Origin of the sequence: Streptomyces sp. Z423-1, assembly GCF_013009255.1 — a bacterium.
GTDB classification, from domain to species: Bacteria; Actinomycetota; Actinomycetes; order Streptomycetales; family Streptomycetaceae; genus Streptomyces; species Streptomyces gossypiisoli.
Map to the genome: position 1 here is coordinate 695,580 of NZ_CP053109.1, position 12,435 is coordinate 708,014.

Consider the following 12,435-nt stretch of genomic DNA (forward strand, 5'->3'; position numbering starts at 1 on the left):
CACTGCCCGCGACACTGCAACGTGGAGCACACCGGGTGCGTTCTGCGCCTGACCCGTGGAGGCGAGGGCCCGCCTCTCCGGACGGGCCTTCGCACGCCGGTCGCTGCTAGCCGCGCCGCAGCCGCAGCGTCACCAGTTCGAAGGGACGCAGGCGTACGGTGATCCGCTCGCCGTCGACCACCGGCGCGGCGGCCTCCGGCAGCGGGCGTTCCAGCAGGTCGGTGACCGTGACGCCGGTGACCTCGAAGGCCGCGGTGAGCGTGGCCCGGGCCCGCCCGCCGTGGGCCTCGTGGCAGCGGACGACCACGTCGCCGCTGCCGTCGTCGGCCAGCTTGACGGCCGTGATCACGACGGCGTCCTGGTCGACCGTGACGAGCGGTACGACGTCCTGAGCGCCGGTCATCAGGCGCTCGGGCAGGTTGATCCGCCAGCCCTCCCGCACCGCGTCGCCGATGCTCGCGCCGACCAGGAGGGCGTGCCGGAAGCGGTGGACGCCCTGGTCGGTCTCGGGGTCCGGGAAGCGCGGGGCGCGCAGGAGGGAGACACGGACCGTGGTGGTCGTACCGCCGTCGCCGTCGGTGCGGACGGTGCGGGTCACGTCGTGGCCGTACGTCGAGTCGTTGACGACGGCGGCGCCCCAGCCGGGTTCCGCCACGTGCACGAAGCGGTGGTTGCAGGCCTCGAACTTGGCCGCCTCCCATGAGGTGTTGGTGTGCGTGGGCCGGTGGAAGTGCCCGAACTGCGTCTCCGAGGCGTACCGTTCGGCGTGCACGTCGAGCGGGAAGGCGAGCTTGAGGAACTTCTCCGTCTCGTGCCAGTCGACTTCCGTGTCCAGCACCAGCCGCCGCTCCCCCGGCGGCAGCGACAGCACCTGGGTGACGCGCGACGCACCGAAGGACCGCACGATCCGCACCGACGCGCCGTCCTCACCCGCGGTGATCTCGTCGAGGCCGGTCAGGTCGGTGACGGTGTTGCGGTAGAACTCGTCGACGTCCCAGGCGTCCCACATGTTCGGGAAGTCGGGGTGGAGCTGGAGAAGACCCGCGACCCGGCCCGGGGCGATGGTCTCGCGGTCGGCCTCGACGTCGTACGCGGAGACGACGAGACCCCGGTCGTCGATGGCGACCCGCAGCAGGCCGTTGTCCAGGACGTAGCCGCCCTCCCCGCGAGGGCGCACCGACGCCGCCCCGTCGTCGACCGGAGCACCGGCACCGCCCGCGGGGATGCCCCGCCTGCTGTGCGGCGCGGCGTTGAAGACCAGCTCCCGCGTCCCCTCCCCCGCCAGCGCGCGCCGGGCCGCGTCGATGATCCCGTTCAGCTCGCCCGCCAGCCGCTCGTATGTCGCGCGCGCCTCGCGGTGCACCCAGGCGATGGACGAGCCGGGCAGGATGTCGTGGAACTGGAGCAGCAGCACCGTCTTCCAGATGCGGTCGAGTTCCTCGTACGGATAAGGGAATCCGGCGCGCACGGCGGCCGTGGCGGCCCACAACTCCGCCTCACGCAGGAGGTGTTCGCTGCGCCGGTTGCCCTGCTTGGTCTTCGCCTGGCTGGTGAGGGTGGCGCGGTGGAGTTCGAGGTAGAGCTCGCCGACCCACACGGGCGGATGGGGGTACTCGGCCTCGGCCTTGGCGAAGAAGGCCGCCGGGGTCTCCCAGGTGACGGTCGGGGAGCCTTCGAGGTCGCGCAGGCGCGCCGCCCGGGCGACCATCTCGCGGGTGGTGCCGCCGCCACCGTCGCCCCAGCCGGAGGGGGCGAGGGAGTGGCGGGCGTGGCCCTTGTCCCTGAAGTTGCGGGCGGCGTGGGCGAGTTCGGCGCCCCTCATGGAGCAGTTGTAGGTGTCCACGGGCGGGAAGTGGGTGAAGATCCGGGTGCCGTCGATGCCTTCCCAGGTGAAGGTGTGGTGCGGGAACTTGTTCGTACGGGACCAGGAGATCTTCTGCGTCAGCAGGTACTTCGAGCCCGCGGCCTTGATGATCTGCGGCAGCCCGGCGGCGAAGCCGAAGGTGTCGGGCAGCCAGGCCTCCTCGTTCTCGATGCCGAACTCGTCGAGGAAGAACCGCTTGCCGTGCACGAACTGCCGGGCCATCGCCTCGGAGCCGGGCATGTTGGTGTCCGACTCCACCCACATCCCGCCGCCGGGCACGAACCGCCCGTCCGCCACCGCCTTCTTCACTCGCGCCCACACCTCGGGCCGGTGCTCCTTGACCCACGCCCACTGCTGCGCCTGCGACATGGCGAACACGAAGTCCGGCTCGTCGTCGAGCAGGGCGGTCATGTTGGCGGCGGTGCGGGCCACCTTGCGCACGGTCTCGCGCAGCGGCCACAGCCACGCCGAGTCGATGTGGGCGTGGCCGACGGCGCTGATGCGGTGGGCGGAGGGTGAGGCGGGGCTGGACAGGACATCGGAGAGGCAGGAACGCGCGAGCGCGGCCGTCCCGTTGACGTCCTGGAGGTCGATCGCGTCCAGCGCCCGCTCCACCGCCCGCAGGATCTCCCAGCGGCGGGCGCTGTCGACGGGCAGCTCGGCCATCAGCTCACCGAGCACCTCCAGGTCGGTCACCAGCTGCCACACCGTCTCGTCGAAGACGGCCAGGTCCATGCGGGTGAGGGTGTACTGCGGCTGGCTGCCCGCGGTCTCCTTGTCGCCCAGCTCGGTCGGCCGGAAGGGATGGTGGCCGAGGATGACCGGATTGGACGCGGCCTCGATGTGCAGCCGCACCTCCTCCCCGCCCTCGACGGGCGCGCCGATGCGCACCCACTGGTTGCGCGGGTTCAGGCCCTTCACGGGCGTGCCGTCGGGCCGGTAGACCAGGCCCTCGCACTGGAAGCCGGGCATGTTCTCGTCGAACCCGAGATCGAGCAGCGCCTCGACGGTCTTCCCGGCCCACGCCTCGGGCACGGTGCCGGTGACACGGAACCAGCTCGTGCCCCAGGGCGCACCCCACCTGGCGCCCACGTCGACGGGCTCGGCCTCGGCCGCGAGCCCCTCGGCGACCGGCACAGGCTCGCCGGGGGCGTGCCACACCGCCACGTCCAGCGGCACGGACTCGGGGTACACGGCGGGTCGGACGCGTTCTTCGAGGACGCGCCCGAGGCGGGCTTCGGCGAGGCTGCGGTCGTCATGCATGCGGGGGGCTCCGTGGGTCGTCGGGATCCGACGAGAGGTACAGCTTTCCTGCGGCGCGCGGTTCGAACCGTCCCCGCGCCGACCTCTCGACGCGGCGCCTGTCGTCCGGGCAGAGTTCTCCCCACGTACTCACCAGTAGCCCCCATGCCGAGGAGCGCCCGTGACCAACTGGGTCGGACGGACCGCCGTCGAGATCGCCGCCGCCGTGCAGGAGAAGCGGGTCACGCCGCGGGAGGTGGTGGCCGGGCATCTGGCGCGGATCGAGCGGCTGGACGGACGGATCGGGGCGTTCCGTGTCGTCCGGGCCGAGCGGGCACTCGCCGAGGCCGACGAGGTGGGGGCGCGGGCCGACCTGGCCGAACTGCCACTGGCGGGCGTGCCCGTGGCCGTCAAGGACAATCTGGCCGTGCGGGGCGAGAGCATGCGGATCGGCTCGGCCGCGACGCCGGACGTGCCCGCCGAGCAGGACCATGTCACCGTCGCCCGGCTGCGCGCCGCCGGTGCGGTCGTGGTGGGGCTGACCAATGTGCCGGAGTTGTGCGTGTTCGGTACGACCGAGGGGGTGCACGGCACCGCCCGCAACCCGTGGGACACGACGCGTACGGCGGGCGGTTCGTCCGGTGGCAGCGCGGCCGCCGTGGCGGCGGGCATGGTGCCGATCGCCCTCGGCAACGACGGGATGGGCTCGCTGCGCATACCGGCGGCCAACTGCGGTGTCGTCACCATCAAGCCAGGCCGCGGGGTGGTCCCGGCCGGCATCGGCGACGGCGACTGGTTCGGCATGTCGGAGAACGGTCCGCTGGCGACGACCGTCGAGGACGCCCGGCTGCTGCTGTCCGTCCTGGCCGACGGCGAGGTCGTACGGCAGGACGCGCCCGCCACCCGCAGGGTCGCCGTCTCCCTGCGCAGCCCCATCGCCGGCGTCACCCTGGGGAAGCCGTATACGGCCGCCGCGCGGGAGGCCGCGGGGCTGCTCATCAAGGCCGGTCACCAGGTGCGGCGCGCCGACCCGCCGTATCCGGTGACGCTGAGCTTCACGTCCCTGGCCCACTGGACGGCGGGTACGTGCGTCGACGCCCAGGGGCTCGACGTGCGGCTGCTGGCGCGGCGCACGCGCGTGCACGCGGCCGTCGGGCGGCGGTTCGTGCGGACCGTGCGCGCCGGCACCGGCCGGGAGGAACTGCGGCGGCGCCTCGAACCGTTCTTCGCCGAGTACGACGTACTGCTCACGCCCGCGCTGGCGCGCCGTTCGCCCAAGGCCGGGCCCTGGCACGAGCGGGGCTGGCTGCGCAACGTGGCCGCCAACACCAACTACTCCCCGATGACTCCCCCGTGGAACCTCACCGGCTGGCCCGCGATGGCCGTGCCGTTCGGCACCCTGCCCTCGGGCGCCCCCTGCGCCGTACAGCTGGTGGGGCGGCCCGGGTCGGAGGCGGAACTGCTGGAGCTGGCGGGCCAGTTGGAGGCCGCGCGCCCGTGGCGGCGGACGGCGCCGCTGGATAGGCCCTAAAGGGTCTTGTGCATGATGTGCAGGCCCACTCTGCCGTGCTGGGGGTGGTCGAAGGCGTCCGGGACCGTGCCCAGGATCGTGAAACCGAGGGCGGTCCACAGCTGTACGGCCGGGTTGGTCTCGACGACCGCGTTGAACACCATGGCCCGGTAGCCGTGCGCCTTGGCCTCGGTCAGCATGTGCTCGGCGAGGGCCCGGCCGATCCCGCGGCCGGCCTGCTCGGGGTCGACCATGAAACCGGCGTTGGCGATCCGGGCGGCGGGGCCGCCGTAGTTGGGGGTGAGGTAGGCGGAGCCGATGACGGCTCCGTCGTCGTCCTGAGCGACGTACACGCGCTTGGCCGGGCTCATCCACAGGTCGCGGGCCGCGTCCTCGGTGGTGTCCGGATCCCACGTGTAGGTCTCGGCGGCGGCGACGATGCGGTGCCAGAACGGCCAGATGTGCGGCCAGTCGTCGGCCGTTGCTTCCCTGATCAGCATGGGCGTGAGTGTCGCACGCCCATGCGGTCGGCGATCGCGAAGGGCTCCTGCCGGTCAGTCCACGCTGGGCAGGATGTGCGGCTCGGCAAGGTCGTCCTCGTAGCCCGCCAGGCGGATCGGGGCGGACCGGGCCCACACGTCGAGGCTGCCGATCTCGCCGGGCCGGCGGCCCGCGCGCTCCGTGCGTTCCTTGGGGCGCTGTTCGCGATTCGTCTTCTCCGGTGTCACCGCGCACTCCTTATGTGTCGGGTCACCCTCGGGGCGCGCCGGCGGCCTGCGGTCCGCTCCCCGGCGCCCGTTCGGGTCTGACATGTTGCTGTTGGACGCGGTGGCGTCGGTAACTCGCATGAGAGCAGGCCGCTGTGCACCAGCTTGTCCCGGGACGGACGGTGGGTGTGGGTAGGGACCCGTTACTGCTGTCCGTCTCGACCAGATTAACCAAATGAGCGGGGGTCCGCTCGATGGGGCTGAAAACTATGGGTAACGATCACGAGTCGCCCCGTGCTCGATCAGGCGAAATTTGCGGCTATTTGTAACGAAATGGACGCATAGTGACTCACCCGACCGGCCTACCCGGGCGAACACGCCCGCGACCGCCGGCTGTCGTGGCGTCGCGCAGTTCAAGTCCCGTTGGCCGATCTGCTGTACGCCTTCCGTGGCGCCTGGGACACCCCGGACCTCCCCCACTCTCGACTACGCTGCTGCGCCGAAGTCGCCCCGCCGACGAGGAACTCCAGGTCGCGGGCCTGGTGCACGACGTCGGACATCTGCTGCGGCCCGGCGACGACGCGCGGCACGCGGACCTCGCGGCGGACGCGGTCCGGTCCCTGCTCGGCGAACGGGTCGCCCGTCTCGTACGACTGCATGCGCCGGCCCAGCGGTATCTGGCCGCCGTCTCTCCGGGGCACGGCCTGACCCTGACCCGCCAAGGGCGCTCCGATGAGCCCGGCCGAGGCGGCCGCGTTCGCACGGGACCCGCTCGCCGAGGACGCCGTGATCCTGTGCCAGGCCGCCGACGCGGGCAGGGTCGTCGGACTCGACGCCGGGGTACTGCAGGACTGGCGCACGGTCCTGGAACTGGTCGCGACCCGAACCTCACGACTCGGCGCCGTCGACTGATCAGGGGGGCCGAGGGCGGACCGGAGCCTTCGGCTGGTCGGAGCCGTCGGGGGCGGAGGCAGGGGCGAAGCGGCCGACAGCCCACAGCGCTGCGCCGCATCGCGGACGCCCTGCCCGGCAGACAGGCGCGGCCGGTGGCCTGGTGGGATCATGGAGGTGGTGCCTGTCGGTCGGTGTGCCTCGGCAGTCGGGTCGGGACGCTTCGGCAGGTTGCCGTGCCGAGCCCCCGAAGAAGGTGGCACACATGAGCGACACCACGCCGCCCCCGCGCCCCCGGCGCACCCCGGATCTCGGGGGCCTGTCCCGCACCGTTCTGTTCTTCGCCCTGGCCGTGAGCGCTGTGCTGTTCGGCGTGGCCGCGCTGCTCATGGGCATCGCCTGGCTGGACCTCGTCGCGAACGCCCGCCAGAACTGGTGAGCGCGGCTCACCACTTGCCGGGCGCGTAGTCCTTCAGGAAGACGCCGTACAGGTCCTCGCCCGCCTCGCCGCGCACGATCGGGTCGTAGACGCGGGCCGCGCCGTCGACCAGGTCGAGCGGGGCGTGGAAGCCCGCCTCGGCGAGGCGGACCTTGTCCGGGTGCGGGCGCTCGTCCGTGATCCAGCCGGTGTCGACGGCCGTCATCAGGATGCGGTCCTTCTCGAACATCTCCTGCGCGCTGGTACGGGTGAGCATGTTCAGCGCGGCCTTGGCCATGTTCGTGTGCGGGTGCCCGGCGCCCTTGTAGCCGCGGGCGAAGACACCCTCCATCGCCGAGACGTTCACGACGTAGGTGCGGCGGGCCTGCGCGGCCGCCATCGCCGGGCGCAGGCGGCTGATCAGGATGAACGGCGCCGTCGAGTTGCAGAGCTGCACCTCCAGCAGCTCGACCGGGGTGACCTCCTCGACCGTCTGGATCCAGCTGTTGGTGTCGTGCAGGTCGGGGACGAGGCCGCCCGCGTCGATCGCCGTACCGGCCGCGATGCGCTCCAGGGACGCCGAGCCGGAGACCAGGGCCAGGTCGGTGACGTCCTGGGCGGTCAGCGCGCCGCCCCCGGCCACCGGCAGCGCGGCCACCGCGCCGGAGCCGAACGTGCCGATCACCTCGGCGGCGGGCAGTTCACCGGCGGGCAGCGGGGCGGCCTCGGCGGCGACCAGCTCGCTGTAGGCCTGCGGGGAGCGGCGTACCGTCTGCGCGGCGTTGTTGATCAGGATGTCCAGCGGGCCCTCGGCGGCCACCGAGTCGGCGAGCGCGACCACCTGGGCCGGGTCGCGCAGGTCGATGCCGACGATCTTCAGCCGGTGGATCCAGTCGGCGCTGTCGGGCTGGGCCTTGAAGCGGCGGATGGCGTCATTGGGGAACCGCGTGGTGATCGTGGTGTGCGCGCCGTCGCGCAGCAGCCGCAGCGCGATGTACATGCCGATCTTGGCGCGGCCGCCGGTGAGCAGCGCGCGCTTGCCGGTGAGGTCGGCGCGGGCGTCGCGCTTGGCGCGGTTCTCGGCGGCGCACCGCTGGCAGAGCTGGTGGTAGAAGTAGTCGACCTCGACGTACCGCTGCTTGCAGATGTAGCAGGAGCGGGGCCGCTGGAGTATCCCCGCGATCTGGCCCTCGGCGGTCCGCGACGAGGGCAGGATGCCCTCCGTCTCGTCGTCGATGCGCTCGGCGGACCCGGTCGCCGTGGCCTCCGTGACCGCCTTGTCGTGCGCGGTCTTGGCGGCCCGGCGCTCCTGGCGGCGGCGTTGCTTGACGGTGCGGTAGATGTGCGAGGTGGCCCGGCGCACCAGGATCGCGTCGGGGTGGTCGACGTCCAGCTTGTCGAGCTCCTCCAGCACGCTCAGGCAGACGGCGAGCCGCTCCGGGTCGATGCCGGGCCCGTACACCACCTCGTCCGTGGTCGCCGAGCCGTCCTCTGTCACCGTCATCGCCGCTGCCGTTCCCTGTATCTCTGCCTCGCGGCGCTGAAGGTCGCGTCCGCATTCGAACGGCAGATTTTACGGAGCGCCGGGCCGCACCACCAAACCCGCCATGATCAGGGCGCACATGCCTTGATCAGCGTCTCCAGCTCGTCGGCCACCGCCTGGGCGAACCGGTCCAGGTCCGGTACGGCCGCCGCGTCGGCGACGAGCCCGTAGTGGACCCGCCCCCGGTACGTCGACACGGCGACGGCGAGGGACTGGCCGGCGGCCAGCGGGGCGAAGGGGAACACCTCCGTGAGCTGGTTGCCGCCCAGCTTCAGACCGAGGCCGGGCAGCGGCACGCTGGTGACCAGGATGTCGAACCACAGCCGCGCGGCCTGGCTGACCAGCGGACCGCCGATCCGGTGGCCGAGCGCCGGGACATGGTCGGCGAGCAGCGCGACGGCACCCGCGCCCCGGTTGGGGCCGGCGTCCTTGTTGCGGTCCATCGCCGTGCGGACCGCGGCGAGGCGGGCGAGCGGGTCGGGGTCGTCGACCGGAAGCCGTATCAGATAACCCGACAGCCGGTTGCCCTGTGGGTGCGCGGTGCGCGGGCGGCGCTTGGAGACCGGGATCAGGGCGCGGGGCGCGACGCCGTCGCTGCCGTCGCCGCGTTCGTCGAGCCAGCCGCGCAGGGCGCCGGCGACGACGGCGATCAGAACGTCGTTCACGGTGCCGCCGACGGCCTTGCGGATGCGGTGTACGTCGTCGAGGTCGAGGACCACTCCGGCGGTACGGCGGGTGCCGGAGGGCTGGGAGGTCAGCGCCGGTGAGGAACGCACCCCCAGGGTGGACAGGGCGACGGAGGCGCCGATGTCGAGGGCGCGGCCCATGTCGGACAGGGCGCCGCGCATCAGGCCGGGCAGTTTGCGCACGTCGGGCAGCGGGCGGCGGGGCGGCTCCACCGGGCGGGGGCGGGACGCGGGCAGGTCCGTGGGGTCCAGGACCGCCGCCGCCAGGGTCAGGGCGCGCAGGCCGTCGGCGAGGGCATGGTGGAACTTGAAGAGCACGGCGAACGACACGCCGTCCTCGCCGGGCAGCACATGGGCCTCCCACGGCGGCCGGCCGCGCTCCAGCGGACGCTCCATCAGGCGGCCCGCGACCGCCTGGAAATCGGCCGTCGGGGCGTGCAGCCGGACGTGGTCGAGCGAGTCGAAGTCCGGCGCGGGCTCACGGGCCGCGCCGCCGAAGGCCAGCGGCTGCCGCAGATCCGGGGGCCGCCATACGTTCCGGATCCGCATCCGGAGCCCGGGCACGGCGGCGGCACGCGCGGCGAGCAGGTCGGCGGCGTGGGCGCCCGCGGCGGGCGAGTGGGACGTGAACACGCCGAGCGCCCCCAGATGCATGGGGTGCCGGTCGGACTCGATGTTCCAGAACGCCAGGTCGAGGGGAGCGAGCAGGTCGTCAGAAGTCAATGGCTTGCCTCGCGTCGACGACGGGTGGGCCAGCAGTCAATCGCCCACACGCGATTACGGTCAAGTACGATCAGGCTACGCACAGTTAACAGCAGATTAAGTCCGGACGCGTGCGAAAGCGGTGGGACTCACTGGGACTCATGTGACATAAGTGGTCGCGGAGGAGGGGCAGGGGTGACACGGAGACGTAAGGAGCGTCACACGAAGCCACGCCCGGCGCCACACGAAGCCACGCCGGGCGCCACGCGAACCCATCCGCACGCCACGCGGAAACGTGCGGGCACGACACGGAAACCTCCGGACGCCGTGCGGAGGCACCCGAACAGGAGGCACCCGAACATGGGTCGAACGAGTAAGCGACCCCGTGCCCTCAGGACACCCGCTGGCCCTTCCCCAGCGCGATGACCCCGCCCTTGGACACCGTGTACAGCTCCGCGTCCCGTTCCGGGTTGACGCCGATCGTCGCGCCCGGGGGCACCTCGACGTTCTTGTCCAGGACGGCGCCCCGCACCACCGCGCCCCGCCCTATGTGCACGTTGTCGTGCAGCACCGAGCCCTGGACGACCGCTCCCGGGTCGACCACCACACCCGGCGAGAGCACGGACCGGGTGACCTGGCCCCGGATCAGGCAGCCGGCGCTGATGATGGACTCGCCGGCGATACCGCCCGCGTTGAAGCGGGCCGGTGAGAGCTGGTTGGAGTGGGTGTAGATGGGCCAGCTGCGGTTGTAGAGGTTGAAGGCGGGGCGCTCGGCGATGAGGTCCATATGGGCGTCGTAGTACGCGTCGAGCGTGCCGACGTCCCGCCAGTAGCCCCGGTCGCGGCTGGTCTCGCCGGGCACGTGGTTGTCACTGAAGTCGTACAGGTGTGCCTCGCCGCGCGCGGTGAGCTGGGGCAGGATCGAACCGCCCATGTCGTGCACGGAGTTCTCGTCCTCGGCGTCCCGCTGCAGGGCCTCGATGAGGGCCTTGGTGGTGAAGATGTAGTTGCCCATCGAGGCGAGCACGCTGCCGGGGTCGTCGGGCAGGCCCGGCGGGTCCGCGGGCTTCTCCAGGAACCGCTCGACGGTGCTGCCGTCCGAGCCCGGCGTGATCACCCCGAAGGAGGGCGACTCCGACCGCGGGACGCGGATGCCCGCCACGGTCACGCCCGCGCCGGACTCGATGTGCTGGGCGAGCATCTGGCGCGGGTCCATACGGTAGACGTGGTCGGCGCCGAACACCGCGACGTACTCGGGCCGTTCGTCGTAGATCAGGTTCAGGGACTGCAGGATGGCGTCCGCGCTGCCCAGGTACCAGCGCGGGCCGAGCCGCTGCTGGGCCGGGACCGGGGTGACGTAGTTGCCGAGCAGGCTGGACATCCGCCACGTGGTGGTGATGTGCCGGTCCAGCGAGTGCGACTTGTACTGCGTCAGCACGCAGATGCGCAGGATGTCGCCATTGACGAGGTTGGACAGGACGAAGTCGACGAGGCGGTACGTGCCGCCGAAGGTCACCGCGGGTTTCGCCCGGTCCGCGGTCAGGGGCATCAGGCGCTTGCCCTCTCCGCCCGCCAGTACGATTCCGAGCACCGAAGGACCACCACGCCGCATGGCCGCTCCCCTCACCGTGGTTGACCCATGCCTGCCCTTGAGCAGGGCGGACTAAGCCTGTTCGAGGATCCCCCGGTCGTTCGTCCGCCCGAGGATCTCCTCGTAAAGCCGGGCCGTACGGCGGGCGACCATGTCCCAGCCGAACTCCCCCACCGCCCGCTCCCGCCCCGCCTCACCCATCCGCCGGGCACCCTCCGGGTCGGCGAGCACCGCGTCCAGGGCGCCGGCGAGGCCGCTGACGAAGTCGTCGTCCATGGGCACCAGCAGGCCCGTCTTGCCGTCGGCGACGACCTCCGGGATGCCGCCGACCTGGGAGGCCACGACGGCAGTCCCGCAGGCCATCGCCTCCAGATTGACGATGCCCAGGGGCTCGTACACCGAGGGGCAGACGAACACCGCCGCGTGCGTGAGGAGTTGGATCACATCGGGGCGGGGCAGCATCCGGCGGATCCAGTGCACGCCGTCGCGGACCCGGCCCAACTCCTCGTACAGGTCGCGGAACTCCCGGTCGATCTCGGGCGTGTCGGGCGCGCCCGCGCACAGCACGACCTGCGCCGCCGGATCGATGTCGCGCACCGCGCGCAGCAGTTGGGGGACGCCCTTCTGCCGGGTGATGCGGCCGACGAACAGCACGTACGGGCGGTCCGGGTCGACGCCGAGGCGGTGCAGGACGTCGGTGCCGGGGTCGGGCCGGTAGAGATCGGTGTCGATGCCGTTGTGCACGACGTGGACGCGGGCCGGGTCCAGCGCCGGATAGCAGGCGAGGATGTCCTCGCGCATCGCTCCCGACACGGCGATCACCGCGTCGGCGGCCTCGATCGCGGTCCGCTCGGCCCAGCCCGACAGGGCGTATCCGCCGCCGAGTTGCTCGGCCTTCCAGGGGCGCAGCGGCTCCAGGGAGTGGGCGGTCAGCACGTGCGGGATGCCGTACAGGAGCTTGGCGAGGTGGCCGGCGAGATTGGCGTACCAGGTGTGGGAGTGGACGAGTTCGCGGTCCTGAAGGGCGGCGGCGACGGAGAGGTCCACGGAGAAGGTGCGCAGGGCGTCGTTGGCGCCGTCGAGGGTGGGCCAGGGGCGATGGCGGACCACGCCCTCGCTGCGGCCCTCGCCCCAGCAGTGCACGTCGAGGTCGACCAGGGGGCGCAACTCCCGGGCGAGGAACTCGACATGGACGCCCGCGCCGCCGTACACGTCCGGCGGGTACTCCCGGGTCAGCAGTCCCACTCGCACCCGGAACCCCCTGTCTGAAGCGGCTGGTCC

10 protein-coding genes and 1 pseudogene are annotated in these 12,435 nt (G+C 72.2%); 4 read left to right on the forward strand and 7 right to left on the reverse strand.

All coding sequences use genetic code 11. The features are described 5' to 3' along the window. Window positions 1–106: 106 nt before the first annotated feature. The gene (locus HJD23_RS03260) at window positions 107–3,127 is read right to left on the reverse strand and encodes a glycoside hydrolase family 38 C-terminal domain-containing protein (protein ID WP_171107834.1); all 3,021 of its coding nucleotides are present in this window, start codon (window positions 3,125–3,127) and stop codon (window positions 107–109) included. A gap of 160 nt (window positions 3,128–3,287) precedes the next feature. On the opposite strand from HJD23_RS03260, the gene HJD23_RS03265 reads away from it, so the two are divergent. After that, window positions 3,288–4,637, forward strand: coding sequence for an amidase family protein (locus HJD23_RS03265; RefSeq protein WP_171107836.1), 1,350 nt, complete (start codon window positions 3,288–3,290; stop codon window positions 4,635–4,637). Here HJD23_RS03265 and HJD23_RS03270 read toward each other — a convergent pair. Next, entirely contained in the window at window positions 4,634–5,116 is a 483-nt protein-coding gene (locus HJD23_RS03270; RefSeq protein WP_171107838.1) for a GNAT family N-acetyltransferase, read from the reverse strand. The genes HJD23_RS03265 and HJD23_RS03270 overlap by 4 nt on opposite strands. Before the next feature lie 54 nt (window positions 5,117–5,170). After that, window positions 5,171–5,344 (reverse strand): hypothetical protein, encoded by a 174-nt coding sequence (locus HJD23_RS03275; protein WP_107082809.1) that lies wholly within the window; start codon window positions 5,342–5,344, stop codon window positions 5,171–5,173. Between the two features lie 411 nt (window positions 5,345–5,755). Here HJD23_RS03275 and HJD23_RS44920 point away from each other — a divergent pair. From HJD23_RS44920 to HJD23_RS03285, 3 genes and pseudogenes are all read left to right on the forward strand, one after another. After that, window positions 5,756–5,982, forward strand: a pseudogene (locus HJD23_RS44920) (HD domain-containing protein); the annotation flags it as partial. A gap of 73 nt (window positions 5,983–6,055) precedes the next feature. Beyond that, window positions 6,056–6,235 carry a hypothetical protein gene (locus HJD23_RS44925; RefSeq protein WP_332112225.1) on the forward strand — a complete coding sequence of 60 codons (180 nt, stop codon included), beginning with the start codon at window positions 6,056–6,058 and terminating at the stop codon, window positions 6,233–6,235. A 244-nt stretch (window positions 6,236–6,479) separates the two neighbouring features. Beyond that, entirely contained in the window at window positions 6,480–6,653 is a 174-nt protein-coding gene (locus tag HJD23_RS03285) for a hypothetical protein (protein WP_171107840.1), read from the forward strand. A gap of 7 nt (window positions 6,654–6,660) precedes the next feature. Here HJD23_RS03285 and HJD23_RS03290 read toward each other — a convergent pair whose 3' ends face one another. The 4 genes from HJD23_RS03290 to glgA form a co-directional block, all read right to left on the reverse strand. Then, window positions 6,661–8,136, reverse strand: a complete 1,476-nt coding sequence (locus HJD23_RS03290; protein ID WP_171107842.1) for an SDR family NAD(P)-dependent oxidoreductase — start codon at window positions 8,134–8,136, stop codon at window positions 6,661–6,663. A gap of 107 nt (window positions 8,137–8,243) precedes the next feature. Beyond that, complete coding sequence (locus HJD23_RS03295; protein WP_171107845.1) at window positions 8,244–9,584, reverse strand: wax ester/triacylglycerol synthase family O-acyltransferase; 1,341 nt, start codon at window positions 9,582–9,584, stop codon at window positions 8,244–8,246. 370 nt (window positions 9,585–9,954) lie between these two features. Further along, complete coding sequence (gene glgC, locus HJD23_RS03300) at window positions 9,955–11,175, reverse strand: glucose-1-phosphate adenylyltransferase (RefSeq protein WP_171107847.1); 1,221 nt, start codon at window positions 11,173–11,175, stop codon at window positions 9,955–9,957. 51 nt (window positions 11,176–11,226) lie between these two features. After that, complete coding sequence (glgA, locus tag HJD23_RS03305) at window positions 11,227–12,405, reverse strand: glycogen synthase (RefSeq protein WP_171107848.1); 1,179 nt, start codon at window positions 12,403–12,405, stop codon at window positions 11,227–11,229. Window positions 12,406–12,435: the final 30 nt, after the last annotated feature.

What these genes read in the sequence shown, in the direction of transcription:
- HJD23_RS03260 (WP_171107834.1), bottom strand. Translation starts at nt 3,127, where the DNA reads ATGCATGACGACCGCAGCCTCGCCGAAGCCCGCCTCGGGCGCGTCCTC.
- HJD23_RS03270 (WP_171107838.1), bottom strand. Translation starts at nt 5,116, where the DNA reads ATGCTGATCAGGGAAGCAACGGCCGACGACTGGCCGCACATCTGGCCG.
- HJD23_RS44925 (WP_332112225.1), top strand. Translation starts at nt 6,056, where the DNA reads ATGAGCCCGGCCGAGGCGGCCGCGTTCGCACGGGACCCGCTCGCCGAG.
- HJD23_RS03285 (WP_171107840.1), top strand. Translation starts at nt 6,480, where the DNA reads ATGAGCGACACCACGCCGCCCCCGCGCCCCCGGCGCACCCCGGATCTC.
- HJD23_RS03290 (WP_171107842.1), bottom strand. Translation starts at nt 8,136, where the DNA reads ATGACGGTGACAGAGGACGGCTCGGCGACCACGGACGAGGTGGTGTAC.
- glgC (WP_171107847.1), bottom strand. Translation starts at nt 11,175, where the DNA reads ATGCGGCGTGGTGGTCCTTCGGTGCTCGGAATCGTACTGGCGGGCGGA.